A 17,177-nucleotide genomic window follows, 5' to 3' on the forward strand; every position below is an offset into this window, starting at 1 on the left:
GAGATCCCATGCGCTTTCCCAGCCCCGACGCGATCGAGTTCATCGGTTTCGCCGCCCCCCGCTATCAGTCGGAGACCCACGCGCCGGAAGGCCCGGCCATCGACCGGGATTACCTGCGCCTCCTCGCCCAGGCCCACGAATGGGGCGGGTTCGACCGCATCCTGGTGGCGTTCTACGCCACCGCGCCCGACGCGCTTCTGCTCTCGGCACAGATCGCGGCGGTGACGGACCGGATCGGCTTGATGATCGCCCATCGCACCGGCTTCACCGCCCCGACCGTGGCCGCACGCCAGTTCGCGACCCTCGACCAGCTCACGGGCGGGCGCGTCGCCATCCACGCGATCAGCGGCGGCGACGACCGCGAGCTCGCCCAGGACGGTGACCACCTCACCAAGGACCAGCGCTACGCGCGCACCGACGAGTTCCTGACGATCGCCCGGCAGGTCTGGACCGCCGCGAGCCCGTTCGACTTCGCCGGCGCCCATTACCGGGTGGAGCGGGCCTTCTCCGAGGTGAAGCCGGTCGATCCGCGCGGCATCCCGGTCTTTTTCGGCGGCGCTTCTCCGGCCGCCATCGCGGTGGCAGGCCGCCATGCCGACACCTACGCCCTCTGGGGCGAGAGCCTCGACCAGGTTCGTGAGGCTATCGCGCGGGTCCGCGCGGCGGCGGCCCCGCACGGGCGCGACCCGCGCTTCAGCCTGTCGTTCCGGCCGATCCTGGCCGACACCGAGGAGGCCGCCTGGGCGCGGGCGGAAGACATCCTGGCCCGCACCCGCGCTACCCGGACCGCGCAGGGGCTCGGCCCCGCGGCCGCCCCCCAGAACGAGGGTTCGCGCCGGTTGCTGGCGGCGGCCGCGCAGGGGAACCGCCTCGACGCGCGCCTCTACACCGCCATCGCGCGGGAGACCGGGGCCTCGGGCAACTCCACCGCCCTCGTGGGCACGCCCGAGCAGGTCGCCGAAGCCTTGCTGGCCTATCACGACCTCGGGGTGCGCACCTTCCTGATCCGCGGCTTCGACCCGCTGGAGGACGCCATCGCGTATGGCCGCGACCTCATCCCGGCCGTCCGCCGGCTGCTGGCCCGGCGCGCTTCCCGAGCGGAGGCGGCGTGATGCGGTTCCGCCTCGCGGTCCTCGCGCTCCTCGCCCCGACATTGGTGGCCCTCGCGGGGCTCGCCCGCGCCGACGAGACGGTGCTGCGCGTCGGCGACCAGCGCGGCAATGCCCGCGCACTGATGGAGGCGGCCGGCGTGCTGGCCGACCTGCCCTACCGCCTCGACTGGAGCGAGTTCCCCGCCGCGGCCCCGCTGCTGGAGGCGCTCAATGCCGGGGCGATCGATGCCGGCGGGGTGGGCGACGCGCCCTTCACCTTCGCGGCGGCCGCCGGGGTGCCGGTGAAGGCGTATCTGGCTTTCCGCAACCGGCAGGACGGCCTCGCCATCCTGGTCGGCAAGGATTCGCCAATCCGATCCGTCTCCGACCTGAAGGGGAAGAGCATCGCCACCAACCGCGGCTCGATCGGCCATCAGGTCGTGCTCGCGGCTCTGGAAGAGGCGGGCCTGCCGGCGAGCGCCGTGACCCTGCGCTTCCTGCCCCCGGCGGATGCCAAGATCGCGCTCGCCAGCGGCAGCGTCGACGCCTGGGCGACCTGGGAGCCCTACACCTCCACCGCCGAGCTTGCCGGCCTCGCCCGGGTGGTACGGGACGGCAACGGCATCACCCCGGGCCTGAGCTTCGCGGTGGCGAGCGACGCGGCACTGAAGTCCAAGCGGGCGCAGCTCGCCGATTTCGGCCGGCGCCTCGTGGCGGCGCGGGACTGGGCCCTGAAGGACCCCGCCCCCTACGCCGCCGTCTGGTCGAAGCTCATCGGCCTGCCCGAGGCGGTACCCCTGCGCTGGTTCGCGCGGGCCCAGTACCGGGCCGTGCCGATCGACGACGCCGTGATCACCGACGAGCAGCGCAACATCGACCTCTACGTGCGCGCGGGCCTCATCCCGGCGGGCCGCGCGCCGAAGGCCGAGGCGATCCTCGATCGCAGCTTCGAACCGGGCGCGGCTGCGGTACGATAGGCCGCCACCCAAAGCGCGAGAGGCGATCCATGCACGGCGACCACGACCATCCCCACCCGCACGACGATCATGCCCACCACCCCGACGACCAAGCGCACGCGGCTCCGGCCGAACGCTGGAAGCACGACGGCGTGCGGGTGATCCCGGGCGACAAGCTCGACGCCAACACGGCCCAGACGCCGGGCATGTTCCGGCAGGCGGCGATCAACCATGCCCGCGTCGGCGCCCAGAGGATCTGGGCCGGTACCGTGGCGATCGCCCCGGACGCCAAGACCGGTGTCCACCACCACGGCGCCCTGGAGAGCGTGATCTACGTGGTCTCGGGCCGCGCCCGGATGCGCTGGGGCGACCAGCTCGAATACGTGGCTGAGGCCGGCCCCGGCGATTTCATCTTCGTGCCGCCTTACGTGCCGCACCAGGAGATCAACGCCGATCCGGACCAGCCCTTAAACTGCGTGCTGGTGCGCTCCGACAACGAGGCCGTGGTGGTCAACATCACCGATGTCGAGCCGGTCGAGCGGCCCGAGACCGTCCACTGGGTCGACCCGATCCACAAGCATCCCTGACGAGACGAGACGCCATGATCCATCGCCGCCAAGCCCTGCGCGCCGCCGCCGGCCTGAGCCTCCTCGCCCTGGTGCCCGGCGCCGGGCGGGCCGCCGATGCGGACAAACTCCGCATCGGCTTCCAGAAATCCTCGACGCTGATCGCCCTGCTCAAGGAGGATGCCGCCCTGGAGAAGGCCCTGGCGCCGCTGAACGTCACGGTCTCGTGGCACGAGTTCACCAGCGGCCTGCCGATCATGGAGGCGCTCAATGCCGGGCAGATCGACGTGTCGGCGGATGTCGCCGACACCGTGCCGATCTTCGCCCAGGCGGCGCGGGCGCGGATCATCTACGTGGCGCAGGAGGCGGCCTCGCCGACGGCACAAGCCATTCTGGTGGCCGCCGATTCGCCGATCCGGTCGGTGGCCGACCTGAAGGGCCGCAAGGTCGCGGTGACCAAGGGCGCGGGTAGCCACTACCTGCTGCTGGCGGCCCTGACCTCGGAGAAATTGTCGTTCAAGGCGATTCAGCCCGCCTATCTCACGCCCTCGGACGGCCGCGCGGCGCTCGCCAGCGGCAGCGTCGAGGCCTGGGTCGCCTGGGATCCGTTCCTGTCGGCGGCCGAGCGGCAGACGGGCGCCCGGACCCTGCGCGACGGCACCGGCCTGTCCCAGTACAAGCGCTACTATCTGGCCGGCGCCGACTACGCGACGCGGCGCGCGGACGTGTTGGCGATCCTGTTCGGCAAGCTGCGTGAGACCGGCGCTTGGGTAAAGGCCGACCCAGAGGCCGCCGCCGCCCGCCTCGGAGCCCTGTGGAAGCTCGACCCGGCCATCGTCGCCCAGGCGAATGCCCGGCGCAGCTACGCCGTCGAGCCGGTGACTCGCGCGGGGCTATCCGAGCAGCAGACCATCGCGGACGCTTTCCGCGCCGAGGGCCTGCTGCCCCGCCCCGTCGACGCCGCGGCGCTGCCGATCTGGGCGCCGCCCGCCCTCTGAGGCGGTTTGCGGCCGGATCGTTCGGGTCCCGGCGCGGGTCGCCTCTCCTCCGAGGGAGCAACAGGGTTCGGTGTGGGCCTTCCTGGAGATCAACCACACCGCGGCCGACCTTCTCCTTTTAGGAGAGGGAGAACTGCGCGCGCAGGATCGGAGCCGCGTTCGCAGCCCGGCGCAGGGGTTCGCCGAATGAGCCTCGGGCGAGAAGGTCCTCGACGAACCGCGAGGCCGGCCCCGACAGCTCGGAGAAATCGCGGGCGTAGTGGTTGAGGGCGCTCACCGCCCAGGCGTCGGTGAGTTCGGCCGCACCGGAAGATCGCCCTGATGTCCCCCCTGTCCCCGCCGGCCGTGCCCTCCGCGCAGGTGGCCCGGGCCCTCGTCCGGGTCGGCGCCGTGCGCCTCGCTGCCGGCCAGCCCTTCATCTAAACTTCCGGTTGGGCGAGCCCGCTCGATGTCGACATCCGCCTGCTGATGTCGGATGTCGCCCTGCGCACCCTGGCGATGGACATCGCGGCTGCACGGCTGGCGGACGTCGTCGCGGAACGCGCCGTCAATGCGATCATCGGCGCGGAGAGTTCCAGCATCGCCTTAGCGGCCTGGATTGCCGAGCGCCTTCGGCTGCCGCTCCTCTACCTGCGCAAGAAGCCGATGGATTACGGCCACTATCCCGACACCGCCGCGCGCTGGGCCGAGCACGACCTCGCCCTGCACGGCCTGACCACTTGGCGCGATCTGCTCACCGCCCTGCGGGAGGCCGGAGAACTCAGCCCGGACACCGAGGCGACCCTGGACGCCTTCACGGCGGACCCGGTGGCGTGGTCGATCGCCCATGGGGGTCGGCGCATGAGCCGGTCGCGCGATCGGGCGGACCGCATCCTCGCGGCGGTCGGCGACCTGTCGCGGGACGCGTTCGGCGTGACCCGCGAGGCCTACGGGGCGGCGAGGAGCGGGCGATGCAGGCGATCGAAGGCTTCGCCGCCGAACTCGGCCTCGCGGCGGAGCGGGACGCTACCAGAACCTGTTCTCCGGCGGCCAGCAGCAGCGCGTTGCCATCGCCCGGGCGCTGGCCATGGACCCGGCGATCATGCTCTGCGACGAGATCACCAGCGCCCTCGACCCCGAACTCGTCGGCGAGGTCCTGCGGGTGGTGGAATCGCTGGCGGAGGAGGGCATGACCCTCCCGATGGTGACCCTCCTGATGGTGACCCACGAGATGAGCTTCGCTCGCAAGGTGGCCGACCGGGTTATCGTCATGCACCAGGGCTCGGTCCACGAGATCGGACCGCCCGCCGAGATTTTCGGGACGCCGAAGACCCTGGAACTGCGCCAGTTCCTGTCCTCGCTGCACGATTAGGACCGATTCTCGTCCGCACGCGCGGATCTAGGAACCCATGCCGAGCGCTGCCTGGAACTCTGCTTCCGGCAGGAGCGCACCCCCGGTGGTCCAGACCACATGCGTGGCGCCGCGCGCGTCCGGTCGGGCCGCGAGGCTCGGGGCCACGGCCGCGAAAGCGGCGGCCGCCGAGGGTTCGAGGCGCAGGGCGGCGCGGTCCCAGAGGTCGCGCACCCAGCGGAACAGGGCGGCGTCCTCCACTGTGACCACCGCGTCGATGAGAGCGCCCACCGTGCCGGCGACCAGCATCGACGCCTGCGAGACCGCGAGCCCGTCGGCCGCCGTACGGTTGTCCAGGCCGATCGCGTAGACATCGACCGGATAGTCCAGACCGGCGGCGAGTTGCACCAGCATGCAGGGGGCCGCCACCGGCTCCACGAAGATGCAGCGCACGGCGTCGCCGTAGAGGAGCTTCAGGCCGAGCGTCACGCCACCCGGCGCGCCGCCGACCCCGCAGGGCAGGTAGACGTGGAGCGGGTTCTGCGCGTCCACCGTGACGTTCGCGGCCCGCAACTGGCGCTCGAGGTCGAATGCCGCCGCCGCGTAGCCGAGGAACAGGTCGACGGAGCTCTCGTCGTCGACGAAATGCGCGTCGGCCCGCCCCGCGAAGGCCGCCCGCGCCGCCGCGACGGCGCTGCCGTAATCGCCCGCATGCTCGACCACGCGGGCGCCGAGATCGCGCAGGCGCCGCTTCTTCCAGGCCTTGGCGTCGTGGGACATGTGGACCTCGACCTGGAAGCCGAGGGCGCGGGCCATCACCCCGACGCTGAAGCCGAGATTGCCCGTGCTGCCCACCGCCACGGTGTGGCCCGATAGGGCTCGGGCGATCTCTGGCGTGGCGAGCCGGGCATAGGAATCGCTCGTCGTCAGCCAGCCGGCCTGCAGGGCGAGCGCCTCGGCATAGACCAGCACCTCGTAGACCCCGCCACGCGCCTTGATGCAGCCCGTCACCGGCAAGTCGTGGTCGGCCTTCACCCACAGGGCCGCGTCGGCGCCGCCGCCGACATGGGCCGCGACCTCCGGCGTTAGGGCGAGCAGCGCAGAATCGATCCGGCCGGTCTCCAGGTTGGGGAACAGGGCCTTCAGCAGCGGATCGAAGCGGCGCCAGCGCGCCTCCGCCGCCTGGACGTCGGCGAGGCCGTAGGCGAGCCCGGGCAGCACCTCGGCCGTCGGGCGGCGATGCGGATTGAGCCAGACAGTCGGCCGCCCCGCGCGCACGGCCTCCGGGATGCTTGCGTGCTGATCGGACATGGGCGGCTTCCCTTCTCGGATGGTGGATGCGGGCGCGCTCAGATGTCGAGGGGCGCGTTGTCGACGACCTCTTTCATCACGAAGAAGGTCCGGGTCTGGCGCACCCCCGGCAGGGCGATCAGCGTCGCGCTGTGAAGGCGGTTGAAATCCGCCATATCGGAGACGCGGATCTTGAGGAAGTAGTCGAAATCGCCGGCCACCAGATGGCAGTCGAGCACCATCGGCATGGCGCGCGCGGCGGCCTCGAAGGCCGCGAAGCTCTCGGGCGTCGAGCGGTCGAGCACCACGCCGACCATGACCAGGGAACCTCGTCCGACCTTCTCGGGCGCCACCTGCGCCCGCACGCCGCGCACGTAACCCTCGTCGAACAGACGCTGGATGCGGCGATGGCAGGTGGCCGCGCTGGTGTTCACCCGCTTGGCGATCTCGGCGTTGCCCATGCGCCCGTCCGCCTGGAGCAGGCGCAGAATCTTCAGGTCCATCCGGTCCAGACCTTCGGGCATGGAAGATCCTTTCGTTGAGCAAGTATCTCGCGAAATTTTGAGGCGCCTGGAAGCATCCGGCAAGCCGGAACGCAAAAATCGAGCCCCAACTTCGAGAGCACCTTTCGCGGGCTCTTTGCTAGCTTTTCCGGGCTGACCACCGAGGACCCCGGCCCATGCTGTCGAAATTCGAGCGTTATCCCCTCACCTTCGGCCCGACCCCGATCGAGCACCTGCCGCGCCTTACCGCGCATCTGGGCGGCGACGTGCTGATCTACGCCAAGCGCGAGGACTGCAATTCCGGCCTGGCCTATGGCGGCAACAAGCTGCGCAAGCTCGAATACATCGTGCCGGATGCCATCGCGAGCGGCGCCGACACCCTGGTGACCATCGGCGGCGTGCAGTCCAACCACACCCGCATGGTGGCGGCGGTGGCGGCCAAGATCGGCATGAAGTGCCGCCTGATCCAGGAGGCCTGGGTGCCCCACGAGGACGCCGTCTACGACCGGGTCGGCAACATCATGCTCTCGCGCATCATGGGCGCGGAGACGCAGCTCGTCGACGACGGCTTCGACATCGGCATCCGCGAGAGCTGGACGAAGGCCCTTGAGGACGTAAAGGCCAAGGGTGGCAAGCCCTACGCGATTCCCGCCGGCGCCTCGGTGCACAAGTTCGGCGGCCTCGGCTTCGTGGGCTTCGCGGAAGAGGTCCGCGCCCAGGAGGCCGAGATGGGCCTGCATTTCGATTATATCCTGGTCTGCACCGTCACGGGCTCGACCCATGCGGGCATGGTGGTGGGCTTTGCCGCCGACGGGCGCGCCCGCAACGTCATCGGCATCGACGCCTCCTGCACCCCGGCCCAGACCAAGGCGCAGGTGCTGGAGATCGCTCGGAACACCGCCGAACTGATCGGCGCCCCGGCCATCACGGCCGATGACATCGTACTCAACGAGGACTACGCCTACCCGGTCTACGGTGTGCCCTCGAAGGAGACCGTCGAGGCCATTCGCCTCTCGGCCCGCCTGGAGGGCATGATCACCGACCCCGTCTACGAGGGGAAGTCGATGCAGGGCATGATCGACCTGGTGCAGAAGGGGTTCTTCCCCAAGGGCTCGCGGGTGCTCTACGCCCATCTCGGCGGCGCCCCGGCGCTGAACGGCTACAGCTACACCTTCCGGAACGGCTGAGCCGTGTTACAGGCCGCCGGGCTCGATTGGCGGCAGGGCCGCCACCAGCTGCCGCAGGAAGGCCTGGACGGCGTGCGGCAACCGGCGGTCGCGCATGACCTGGACCTGGATGCCGCGCGTCAGGCTCGCCCGCGAGCGCACCGGGATGCAGACGAGTTCGCCCAAGCGCACCGGCGTCTGCACCGAGAGGGCCGACATCAGCGCCAACCCCTTCGTCCGCCGGACGAAGGGCAGCAGGGCGGAGAGGATGTTGGCCGTGAGCGTCGGCTCGATGGTGATGCCCTCCGCGAGGCAGGCCGCGTCGAAGACCCGCCGGGCGGTGGTGTCGAGGGTCGGCACCGCGATCGGATAGGCCTGGAGGTCGCTCAGCTGGATCGAGGGCCGGCGCGCCAGGGGATGATCGGGGGCGCTGAGCGCCACCATCTCCACCGCGTTGTCGTACGCGACCGCGACGAGGCTCGATGGGGCGAGCGCGAAGGTGATGCCGATATCGGCATCACCCGCCGCCACCACATGCGTGACCTGGGCGGGGGGCAGCATCTGCACCTCGAAGCGGATGCCCGGATGGGCGGCGTGGAACTCCGCGATCGCGTTCGGCAGGAGATCGAGGGCGAACCCCTCCGAGGTGGCGATGCGGATGAAGCCGCGCGCAAGCCCCTGCAATTCCTGGATTTCGGCCGCGACCTGCTCGGCCCGCATCAGGGTCTGGTGCGCGTGCGCGGCCAGAAGCTCGCCCGCCGGGCTCGGCACCATGCCGCGCGGACGACGCTCGAACAGCACGCAGTCGAGTTCGGCCTCGAGATTGGCGATCTGCCGGCTGATCGCCGAGGCGGCGACGTTCAGCTGCGCGGAGGCCGCCGCGATCGAGCCGGTGCGGGCGACCGCCAGGAAATAACGCAGGCTCGCGACTTGCATATCTTCCTCCATTGCCGAAACGGCACGGCAGCAATCGCTAAATTCTACTTGTTGCGATGCAAAATGCACAACATCCTGGCACGACAAAAAAAGCGGCAGACGGATGCAAGCGGCGCGATGCCGTTGCGTGAACAGCGAGAGGACCCGGGATCATGACGCGACACGGCTCTGCGGCGCGCACCGCGCTCACCCTGCTGATGCTGGCGACCAGCGTCCCGGCACTCGCCGGCAAGGCGAACGACACCCTGGTCTACGCCTCCGACACCGAGCCGGAAAACGTCAGCCCGTATCATAACAGTGCCCGCGAGGGCGTCATCCTGGCCCGCAACGTCTGGGACACCCTGCTCTACCGGGACCCGAAAACTGGCGCGTACCAGCCGATGCTGGCCACCGCCTGGAAATGGGTCGACCCCGTTACCCTCGAACTGACCCTTCGCGAGGGCGTGACATTCCACAACGGCGACCCGTTCGGGCCCGAGGACGTCGCCTTCACCTTCAACTACGTGCTGACGCCGGAAGCCCGCACGGTCACGAAGCAGAACGTCGACTGGATGAAGTCGGCGGAGGTGGTGGATGCCCGTACAGTCCGTATCCATCTGAAGACCGCCTTCCCGGCGGCGCTCGAATACCTCGCCGGCCCGACCCCGATCTTTCCCGCCGCCTACTTCAAACGCGTCGGCCTCGACGGCTTCGCCAAGGCGCCCGTGGGGACCGGTCCCTATCGCATCACCGCGGTGGAGAACGGGCGCGGCGTGAAGATGGAGCGCTTCGCCAAGTACTGGCCCGGCAGCCCGATCGGTACGCCAAAGATCGGCAAGCTCGAATTCCGCGTCATCCCCGACGCCGACAGCCGCATGGCCGAGCTCGTCACCGGTGGCATCGACTGGATCTGGCGCGTGCCGAGTGACCAGGCCGACCAGTTGAAGGCCGCGCCGAACGTCGCGGTGCTCAGCGCCGAGACCATGCGGGTCGGCTTCCTGCAGTTCGACACCCTGGGGCGGGCCGCCGCCAATTCGCCCTTGAAGGACGTGCGCGTCCGCCAGGCGATCTCCTACGCCATCGACCGCAAGGCCATGGTCGACAACCTCGTGCGCGGCGGCAGCCGGGTGATGAACGCGGCCTGCTTCATCGACCAATTCGGCTGCACCGACGAAGGCGTGCCGCGTTACGCCTACGATCCGGCCAAGGCAAAAGCGCTCCTCAAGGAGGCGGGCTATCCGGACGGGTTCGAGATCGATCTCGGCGCCTATCGCGAGCGCGACTACGCGGAGGCGGTGATCGGCTACCTGCGCGCGGTGGGCATCAAGGCGCGCCTGAACTACCTTCGCTACGCGGCCCTGCGCGACCTGATCCGCGGCGGCAAGGTCTCGATCGCCTTCCAGACCTGGGGCTCGTTCTCGGTGCTCGACGTCTCGGCCTTCACGGGCGTGTACTTCAAGGGCGGCGACGAGGACCTGACCAAGGACCCGGAGACCATCGCGGCCCTCCAGGCCGGCGACGGCGCCACCGATCCGGCGCTGCGCAAAGCGAAGTATTCGGAAGCCCTCAAGCGCATCGCGGGTCAGGCCTATGCCCTGCCGATGTTCTCCTACTCGACGAACTACGCCTTCACCACGGACCTCGCCTTCACCGCGCAGCCCGACGAACTGCCGCGCTTCTACGCGGCGTCGTGGAAGTGAGGGGTCGAACGGCGACGGCTTGAGGGCGGGCGCCATCGCGGTTCTGCAAGCAGTCCGCGTCCCTCTCCCCCTTGTGGGGAGAGGTCAGGAATGGGGGTGAATGGACGACCCTCTTGGTGCGGCGGTTGGCGGAGCCGCCCCACCCCCAACGCCTCCCCAAAAGTACGACGGATCTCGGGCAGGCCCGAGATCCGCTGGGGAGGGAGGCCGCGTCGCGATTGGCGCAATTGAACGAAGGAACCCGGCCATGCTCAGGTTCATGATCCAACGAAGTCTGGTCGCCCTGGCGGTCGCCGTGACGGTGTCGGTGGCGAGCTTCATGCTGCTGCACCTCTCAGGCGATCTCGCCACCGCTATCGCGGGGCCGGAGGCGACCTCCGTGCAGGTGGAGGCGATCCGGACCCAGTACGGGCTCGATCAGCCCCTCCTGACGCAGTTCTTCGCCTGGGCCGCCCGGGCGATCCAGCTCGACTTCGGAAACTCGTTCTACTTCCGAGAGAGTGTGATCGACCTCCTCGCGGCGCGCATGCCCATCACCCTGTTCCTCGGGGTGGTGGCCCTCGCCGTGGCGCTCTTCGTGGCGATCCCCCTCGGGGTGCTCGCCGCCGTCAAGCGCGACACCTGGATCGACCGGGCCGCCCTCTCGGTCTCGGTGCTGGGGCAGGCCATGCCGAGCTTCTGGTTCGGTCTGACCCTGATCATGATCTTCTCGGTGAACCTGCGCTGGCTGCCGGTTTCGGGCAACACGACCTGGAAGCACTTCGTGCTGCCGGCGATCGCGCTCGGCTACTACGCCATGCCGGCGGTGATGCGGCTCACCCGCAACGGCATGCTCGAAGTCCTGGCCTCGGATTACGTCCGCACGGCACGGGCGAAAGGTCTGCCACCGCGAAAAATCCTGATCCGGCACGCCCTGCGCAACGCCGTCATCCCGGTCATCGCGCTCGCCGCCGTGCAATTCGGCTTCATGCTCGGCGGCTCCATCGTGATCGAGGCGGTGTTCTCGCTCCAGGGCCTCGGCCAGCTCGCCTGGGAATCCATCGCCCGCAACGACTTCCCCGTGGTGCAGGCGATCGTGCTGGTGCTGGCGATGATCTACATCGCCCTGACGCTGGCCGCCGACCTCCTCAACGCCTTCCTCGATCCCCGGCTGCGCCAATGACCCTCCAGCCCTCCGCCTCCCCGATCTCCGCCGGCTTGCCCGAGACGCCGACGACCCTCCCGGTCGACACCGCGGCGGCGCTCCCCGCCGCCCGCTCGCCCACCGCCCTGGCGCTGCGGCGCGGCCTCCACCACGGCGGCTTCCTCATCGGCGCCGGTCTCCTCGGAGCCATCGTGCTCTGCGCGCTGGCCGCCCCGCTGATCGCCCCCCACGATCCCTACGCGCAGGACGTCTCGCGGCGCCTGATCCCGCCGATCTGGCAGGCCAAGGGCAACTGGGACCACGTGCTCGGCACCGACAAGCTCGGGCGCGACTACCTCAGCCGCCTGATCTACGGCAGCCAGATCTCGCTGCTCATCGGGATCGCGGCGGCCGCCATCTCGGGGGTGATCGGCACCACGCTCGGCATCTGCGCCGGCTATTTCGGCGGCCGGGTCGACGCGGTGGTGAGCTACATCGTGACCACGCGGCTCGCCATGCCGGTGGTGCTGGTGGCGCTCGCCATGGCGTCCCTCGTCGGTGGCTCGCTGAAGGTGGTGGTGCTCGTCCTGGGCTTCCTGCTCTGGGACCGCTTCGCCGTGGTCACCCGCGCGGCGGCCCGGCAGATCCGCGACCAGGACTTCATCGCGGCGGCCCGCGCCACCGGATTCTCCCCGGCCCGCATCCTGTTCCAAGAAGTCCTACCCAACATCCTCAATGCTCTGATCGTGGTGGCGACCCTGGAGATGGCGCACGCCATCCTGCTCGAAGCCGCCCTGTCCTTCCTCGGCCTTGGGGTGCAGCCGCCCCTGCCCTCCTGGGGTCTGATGATCGCCGAGGGCAAGCCGTACATGTTCTTCCAGCCGTGGGTCATCACCATCCCGGGCGTCGCCCTGCTGGTCCTCGTCCTGGCGATCAACCTGCTGGGTGACGGCATCCGCGACGTCACCGCCCCCGAGGGGCGGCGCTGAGCGCCGCTCCGCATCCGACCCAACCCCATCCCGAGTGCAGCCATGTCCCGACACGATGCGATCGCGCGCGCCGCGCGCCACTACGACGAGGGCGGTTTCCTCAAGGTCCTGCAGGAGGCCGTCGCTCGTCCGACCGAGAGCCAGACTTCGGGGCAGTTGCCGAAGCTGCGCGCTTATCTCGCCGACTTTCTCGTGCCCCTGATCGCGCCGCTGGGCTTTGCCAGCCGCTTCCTCGACAACCCGGACGGCACGCACGGGCCCTTCCTCATCGCCGAGCGGATCGAGGGTGCCGACCTGCCGACGGTCCTGATTTACGGCCACGGCGACACCGTGCGGGGCTACCCCGAGCAGTGGCGCGAAGGTCTCGATCCCTGGTCCATCACCATCGAGGGCGAGCGCTGGTACGGGCGCGGCACCGCCGACAACAAGGGCCAGCACATCCTCAACCTCGGGGCGCTGGCGGCGGTGATGGAGGCGCGCGACGGGCGCCTCGGCTTCAACACCAAGTTGCTGATCGAGATGGGCGAGGAAGCCGGCTCGCCGGGCCTGCGTGACCTCTGCCGGGCGGAAGCCCAGGCCCTGAAGGCCGACGTGCTCATCGCGTCGGACGGGCCGCGCGTGAGCGCCGAGCGGCCGACCATCTTCCTCGGCTCGCGGGGCGGCTTCACCTTCGAGATGCTGCTGGATCTGCGCGCGGGCAGCCACCATTCGGGCAATTGGGGCGGCCTCCTGCGCAACCCCGGCACGGTGCTGGCCAACGCCATCGCCACGCTCGTCGACGGGCGCGGCACCATCCTGCTCGACGCCCTGCGCCCGCCCGCGATCCCCGACAACGTCCGCGCGGCGCTGGCCGACATCGCCGTCGGCACCGATCCGACCGCGCCGGCGATCGACGCGGATTGGGGCGAGCCCGGGCTGACCGCCGCCGAGCGGGTCTTCGCCTGGAACACCCTCGAAGTCCTGGCCTTCAAGACCGGCGACCCGGACGGCCCCCTCAACGCCGTGCCGCCCACCGCCAAGGCGACGCTTCAGTTGCGCTTCGTCGTCGGCACCGATTGGGAGGCGATCCTGCCGGCCCTGCGGGCTCATCTCGACGCGCACGGCTATCCGATGGTCGAGGTCCGCGCCGCCCGCACCGAGGTCTTCCGCGCGACCCGTCTTCCCGTCGAGGATCCTTGGGTCGACTGGGCGCTGGCCTCGATCGCCGAGAGCACCGGCAAGCGTCCGGCCCTGCTGCCGAATCTCGGCGGCTCCCTGCCCAACGATGCCTTCTCGGAAATTCTCGGCCTGCCCACCCTGTGGGTGCCCCATTCCTACCCGGCCTGCCTCCAGCACGGCCCCGACGAGCACCTCCTGGGCCCGCCCTCGCGCGAGGCCCTGATGCTGATGGCGGGCCTGTACTGGGACCTCGCCGAGACCGGGCCGGCGGTGCTGGCCCGGCGCGAAGCCCTCAAGGGAGCCTGACCATGAGCGAGCCCGTCGTCCGCATCCGGAACCTCACCCTGGCGCTGCCGAAGGGCTCGGACCGGCCCCACGCCGTCGAGGACCTCTCCCTCGACCTGATGCCGGGCAAGATCCTCTGCGTCGTCGGCGAATCGGGTTCGGGCAAGTCGATGAGCGCTTACGCGCTCACCGGCCTGCTGCCCCGGGCCCTCAAGCCCGTTGGCGGCGAGATTCTGTTCGAGGGCCAGGACCTCCTCACCCTTGACGAGCGCGGCTGGCGCAGCCTTCGCGGGCGCCGCATCGCCATGGTGTTCCAGGAGCCGATGACAGCCCTGAACCCGGTCATGCGCATCGGCGACCAGATCGCCGAGATGTTCGAGGCGCACGGCCTCCTCACGCCGGCCGAGCGCAGGGCCCGGGCGATCGCGCTCGCCACCGAGGTCGGCTTGCCCGACCCGGCCCAGATCGTGCGGGCCTACCCGCACCAGCTCTCCGGCGGCCAGCGCCAGCGCGCGATGATCGCCATGGCGCTCGCCCTCGAACCCTCCATCCTCGTCGCCGACGAGCCGACCACGGCGCTGGACGTCACCACCCAGGCGCAGATCCTCAAGCTGATCCGCGACCTTCAGCGGCGGCGCGGGATGAGCGTCCTGTTCATCACCCACGATTTCGGCGTGGTGGCGGACATCGCCGACCATGTCGCCGTGCTCCAGCGCGGCCGGCTGGTGGAGCAGGGCAGCGCCGAGGCGGTGCTGAAGGACCCGCAGCACCCCTACACCAAGGCCCTGCTCGCGGCGGTGCCGAGCCTGGTGCCGCCGGCGCGCGCCTCCCGCGAGGCCGCGCCCCTCGCCCTGTCGGCCATAGGCCTGACCAAGACCTACACCAGCCGCGCCGGCCTGTTCGGCAAGCCGCGCGTGGTCGCGGCGGTCAAGGAAGTAGCCTTCGACGTCCGGCGCGGCGAAACCCTCGGCCTCGTCGGCGAATCCGGCTCCGGCAAGTCCACCACCGCCCGCTTGGCGATCCGGCTGATCGAACCCGACCGGGGGACGGTGCGCCTCGGCAGCCTTGACTACACGGCCCTCGGGCCACGCGCCCTGCGCGATGAGCGCAAGCGCATCCAGATGATCTTCCAGGACCCCTTCGCGTCCCTCAACCCGCGCCGCACGGTCGAGCAGATCATCACCGCCGGTCCGATCGCGCACGGCACGCCCCGCCACGAGGCCCGCGCCCGGGCCCGCGAACTCCTCGACCTCGTGGGCCTCTCCCCGAGCGCCGCCGAGCGCTACCCCAACGCCTTCTCGGGCGGCCAGCGCCAGCGCATCGGCATCGCCAGGGCGCTGGCCATGGAGCCCGACGTGCTCGTGGCCGACGAGGCGGTCTCGGCCCTCGACGTCTCGGTCCAGGCCCAGGTGCTCGACCTCCTGGAAGACCTCAAGCAGCGCCTGAACCTCGCGATGCTGTTCATCACCCACGACCTGCGCGTGGCCGCCAAGATCTGCGATCGCATCGCCGTGATGCATCGCGGCAGCATCGTCGAGATGCGGCCAACCGCCGAGCTGTTCCGCGCACCCGAGCATGCCTACACGCGCGATCTTCTGGGCGCCGTGCCGGGATTGCTGGCCGGGCGGGCCTGACAGGCGGTCGGGGATCGCAAGGCCGGGACTTCCTTTGGCCGGTCCGGCGCGACATGGTCGCTCCCCGACGGCCGGACCGCTCCGGCCAACACCTGAAGAGCCCCGAACCATGACGGATACCGCGCCGGACCCGCACGACCTCGCCCCGTTCCGGGACCTCCTCGGGGAGAGCGGGGTCCTCGCCGATCCCGCGATGACGGCGCGCTACACCCGCGACCAGCGCGACCTGATGCAGGGCGAGACCCCGGCGGTGCTGCGCCCGCGCAGCGTCGAAGAGGTTCAGGAACTCGTGCGGCTCGCCCGCCGCCACGGCTTCGGTCTCGTGCCTCAGGGCGGCAACACGGGCTATGTCGGCGGGGCGACGCCGGAGCCCGGCCGGCGCCAACTCGTCGTCAGTCTGGAGCGGATGACGGGGATCCGCGCCGTCGACCCCCTGAACTTCACCCTGGCCTGCGACGCAGGGTGCATCCTGGCGGATGCGCAGCGGGCGGCGGACGCCGAGGGCCTGTTCCTGCCCTTGAGCCTCGGGGCGGAGGGAAGCTGCCGCCTCGGCGGCAACCTCGGCACCAATGCGGGCGGCCTGCAGGTGCTGCGCTACGGCATGGCCCGCGACCTCGTGCTCGGCCTCGAAGTGGTGCTGCCGGACGGAACGCTGTTCTCCGACATGCGGACCCTGCGCAAGAATAACGTCGGCTACGACCTCAAGCAGCTCTTCATCGGCGCGGAAGGGACGCTGGGCATCATCACGGGCGTGGTGCTCAAGCTCTGGCCGGCGCAGGGGCAGCGGGCGACGGCTTGGCTCGAACTCGCGGAGGACGCGCCGATCCCCGAGATGGCCGCCCTGGTGCGCCGGGAGACCTCCGACCTCGCCTCGACCTTCGAGCTGATCTCGGCCTCCTCCCTCGGTCTCGTGGCCGAGATGCGCGGCGCCGAGACCGGCTTGAAGGCGGGCCCCGGCGGCGCCGTGCTCCTCGAACTCACCGCCTCCTCGGAGCGTATCCCCCTCGACGACGTGCTGATGGGCTGCCTAGAGATGCTGATGGAGCGCGGCTGGGTGGAGGACGCGGTGCTGGCCCAGTCGGAGGCGCAGCGCCGGGCCTTCTGGGCGGTACGCGAGACGATCCCCGAGGGGGAGAAGCATGCCGGCGGCTCGGTGAAGCACGATATCGCCCTGCCGGTCTCGCGCCTGACGGATTTCCTCAACCGGGGTGCCGCGCTCCTGGCGGAGCGGATGCCGGGAGTGCGCCTCTCCGTCTACGGCCATGTCGGGGACGGCAACCTGCACTACAACCTCGTGGTGCCGGCCGGCCGGGATCGCCTCGACTTCACCCGCGCGGTCGAGGCCGGCTTCGCCCATGAACTCTACGCCGCCGCGATCGGACTCGGGGGCAGCTTCAGCGCCGAGTACGGCATCGGCCGGTTCAAGCGCGACCTGCTGGTGCGCTATTCCGATCCCGAGCGCCTGCGCCTGAT

The 17,177-nt window shown here is 70.3% G+C and carries 15 protein-coding genes and 1 pseudogene; 12 read left to right on the forward strand and 4 right to left on the reverse strand.

Translation table 11 applies throughout. The features are described from left to right. Positions 1 to 8: 8 nt before the first annotated feature. Genes MFF30_RS00695 through MFF30_RS00710 form a run of 4 tightly spaced genes read left to right on the forward strand, consistent with a single transcriptional unit; the run spans position 9 to position 3,611 of the window. On the forward strand, positions 9 to 1,112 hold the full coding sequence (locus tag MFF30_RS00695; RefSeq protein ID WP_238275273.1) for an LLM class flavin-dependent oxidoreductase: 1,104 nt from the start codon (positions 9 to 11) through the stop codon (positions 1,110 to 1,112). Then, complete coding sequence (locus tag MFF30_RS00700; protein WP_238275274.1) at positions 1,112 to 2,068, forward strand: ABC transporter substrate-binding protein; 957 nt, start codon at positions 1,112 to 1,114, stop codon at positions 2,066 to 2,068. The genes MFF30_RS00695 and MFF30_RS00700 overlap by 1 nt, the downstream gene beginning before the upstream one ends. 29 nt (positions 2,069 to 2,097) lie before the next feature. After that, positions 2,098 to 2,634, forward strand: coding sequence for a cupin domain-containing protein (locus MFF30_RS00705; RefSeq protein WP_238275276.1), 537 nt, complete (start codon positions 2,098 to 2,100; stop codon positions 2,632 to 2,634). Positions 2,635 to 2,648: 14 nt separating this feature from the next. After that, positions 2,649 to 3,611: an aliphatic sulfonate ABC transporter substrate-binding protein gene (locus tag MFF30_RS00710; protein WP_238275278.1), complete on the forward strand. Its 963-nt coding sequence runs from the start codon at positions 2,649 to 2,651 to the stop codon at positions 3,609 to 3,611. A gap of 118 nt (positions 3,612 to 3,729) precedes the next feature. Here MFF30_RS00710 and MFF30_RS00715 read toward each other — a convergent pair whose 3' ends face one another. Continuing rightward, positions 3,730 to 3,888: a hypothetical protein gene (locus tag MFF30_RS00715; RefSeq protein WP_238275287.1), complete on the reverse strand. Its 159-nt coding sequence runs from the start codon at positions 3,886 to 3,888 to the stop codon at positions 3,730 to 3,732. A 696-nt stretch (positions 3,889 to 4,584) separates the two neighbouring features. On the opposite strand from MFF30_RS00715, the pseudogene MFF30_RS00720 reads away from it, so the two are divergent. Then, positions 4,585 to 4,962 (forward strand): annotated as a pseudogene (locus MFF30_RS00720) (ATP-binding cassette domain-containing protein); the annotation flags it as partial. Between the two features lie 27 nt (positions 4,963 to 4,989). On the opposite strand, the gene dsdA reads toward MFF30_RS00720, so the two are convergent. Together dsdA and MFF30_RS00730 are read right to left on the reverse strand one after the other, a co-directional pair. Continuing rightward, complete coding sequence (dsdA, locus tag MFF30_RS00725; RefSeq protein WP_238275289.1) at positions 4,990 to 6,252, reverse strand: D-serine ammonia-lyase; 1,263 nt, start codon at positions 6,250 to 6,252, stop codon at positions 4,990 to 4,992. Between the two features lie 38 nt (positions 6,253 to 6,290). Next, the gene (locus MFF30_RS00730) at positions 6,291 to 6,755 is read right to left on the reverse strand and encodes an Lrp/AsnC family transcriptional regulator (RefSeq protein WP_238275290.1); all 465 of its coding nucleotides are present in this window, start codon (positions 6,753 to 6,755) and stop codon (positions 6,291 to 6,293) included. A gap of 155 nt (positions 6,756 to 6,910) precedes the next feature. Between MFF30_RS00730 and MFF30_RS00735 the strand changes: the two genes are divergently transcribed. Then, complete coding sequence (locus MFF30_RS00735; RefSeq protein WP_238275299.1) at positions 6,911 to 7,921, forward strand: 1-aminocyclopropane-1-carboxylate deaminase; 1,011 nt, start codon at positions 6,911 to 6,913, stop codon at positions 7,919 to 7,921. A gap of 6 nt (positions 7,922 to 7,927) precedes the next feature. Here MFF30_RS00735 and MFF30_RS00740 read toward each other — a convergent pair whose 3' ends face one another. After that, entirely contained in the window at positions 7,928 to 8,836 is a 909-nt protein-coding gene (locus tag MFF30_RS00740) for a LysR family transcriptional regulator (protein WP_238275301.1), read from the reverse strand. A 152-nt stretch (positions 8,837 to 8,988) separates the two neighbouring features. Here MFF30_RS00740 and MFF30_RS00745 point away from each other — a divergent pair, with 152 nt between their 5' ends. From MFF30_RS00745 to MFF30_RS00770, 6 genes are all read left to right on the forward strand, one after another. Next, positions 8,989 to 10,515: an ABC transporter substrate-binding protein gene (locus MFF30_RS00745; protein ID WP_373320811.1), complete on the forward strand. Its 1,527-nt coding sequence runs from the start codon at positions 8,989 to 8,991 to the stop codon at positions 10,513 to 10,515. 247 nt (positions 10,516 to 10,762) lie between these two features. Continuing rightward, positions 10,763 to 11,677: an ABC transporter permease gene (locus MFF30_RS00750; RefSeq protein WP_238275302.1), complete on the forward strand. Its 915-nt coding sequence runs from the start codon at positions 10,763 to 10,765 to the stop codon at positions 11,675 to 11,677. Further along, positions 11,674 to 12,627: an ABC transporter permease gene (locus MFF30_RS00755; RefSeq protein ID WP_238275303.1), complete on the forward strand. Its 954-nt coding sequence runs from the start codon at positions 11,674 to 11,676 to the stop codon at positions 12,625 to 12,627. The genes MFF30_RS00750 and MFF30_RS00755 overlap by 4 nt, the downstream gene beginning before the upstream one ends. A 42-nt stretch (positions 12,628 to 12,669) precedes the next feature. Continuing rightward, positions 12,670 to 14,091 (forward strand): M20 family metallopeptidase, encoded by a 1,422-nt coding sequence (locus MFF30_RS00760; protein ID WP_238275305.1) that lies wholly within the window; start codon positions 12,670 to 12,672, stop codon positions 14,089 to 14,091. A gap of 2 nt (positions 14,092 to 14,093) precedes the next feature. After that, the gene (locus MFF30_RS00765) at positions 14,094 to 15,704 is read left to right on the forward strand and encodes an ABC transporter ATP-binding protein (RefSeq protein ID WP_238275307.1); all 1,611 of its coding nucleotides are present in this window, start codon (positions 14,094 to 14,096) and stop codon (positions 15,702 to 15,704) included. A 109-nt stretch (positions 15,705 to 15,813) separates the two neighbouring features. Further along, positions 15,814 to 17,177: FAD-binding oxidoreductase (locus MFF30_RS00770; protein WP_238275309.1), on the forward strand; the 1,364-nt coding region annotated here is incomplete at its 3' end.

This window comes from Methylobacterium goesingense (assembly GCF_022179225.1).
GTDB classification, from domain to species: domain Bacteria; phylum Pseudomonadota; class Alphaproteobacteria; order Rhizobiales; family Beijerinckiaceae; genus Methylobacterium; species Methylobacterium goesingense.

Excerpts from the sequence above, each read along its gene's own strand:
- MFF30_RS00695 (WP_238275273.1), top strand. The coding sequence starts at position 9 with ATGCGCTTTCCCAGCCCCGACGCGATCGAGTTCATCGGTTTCGCCGCC.
- MFF30_RS00700 (WP_238275274.1), top strand. The coding sequence starts at position 1,112 with ATGCGGTTCCGCCTCGCGGTCCTCGCGCTCCTCGCCCCGACATTGGTG.
- MFF30_RS00705 (WP_238275276.1), top strand. The coding sequence starts at position 2,098 with ATGCACGGCGACCACGACCATCCCCACCCGCACGACGATCATGCCCAC.
- MFF30_RS00710 (WP_238275278.1), top strand. The coding sequence starts at position 2,649 with ATGATCCATCGCCGCCAAGCCCTGCGCGCCGCCGCCGGCCTGAGCCTC.
- dsdA (WP_238275289.1), bottom strand. The coding sequence starts at position 6,252 with ATGTCCGATCAGCACGCAAGCATCCCGGAGGCCGTGCGCGCGGGGCGG.
- MFF30_RS00730 (WP_238275290.1), bottom strand. The coding sequence starts at position 6,755 with ATGCCCGAAGGTCTGGACCGGATGGACCTGAAGATTCTGCGCCTGCTC.
- MFF30_RS00735 (WP_238275299.1), top strand. The coding sequence starts at position 6,911 with ATGCTGTCGAAATTCGAGCGTTATCCCCTCACCTTCGGCCCGACCCCG.
- MFF30_RS00740 (WP_238275301.1), bottom strand. The coding sequence starts at position 8,836 with ATGCAAGTCGCGAGCCTGCGTTATTTCCTGGCGGTCGCCCGCACCGGC.
- MFF30_RS00745 (WP_373320811.1), top strand. The coding sequence starts at position 8,989 with ATGACGCGACACGGCTCTGCGGCGCGCACCGCGCTCACCCTGCTGATG.
- MFF30_RS00750 (WP_238275302.1), top strand. The coding sequence starts at position 10,763 with ATGCTCAGGTTCATGATCCAACGAAGTCTGGTCGCCCTGGCGGTCGCC.
- MFF30_RS00755 (WP_238275303.1), top strand. The coding sequence starts at position 11,674 with ATGACCCTCCAGCCCTCCGCCTCCCCGATCTCCGCCGGCTTGCCCGAG.
- MFF30_RS00760 (WP_238275305.1), top strand. The coding sequence starts at position 12,670 with ATGTCCCGACACGATGCGATCGCGCGCGCCGCGCGCCACTACGACGAG.
- MFF30_RS00765 (WP_238275307.1), top strand. The coding sequence starts at position 14,094 with ATGAGCGAGCCCGTCGTCCGCATCCGGAACCTCACCCTGGCGCTGCCG.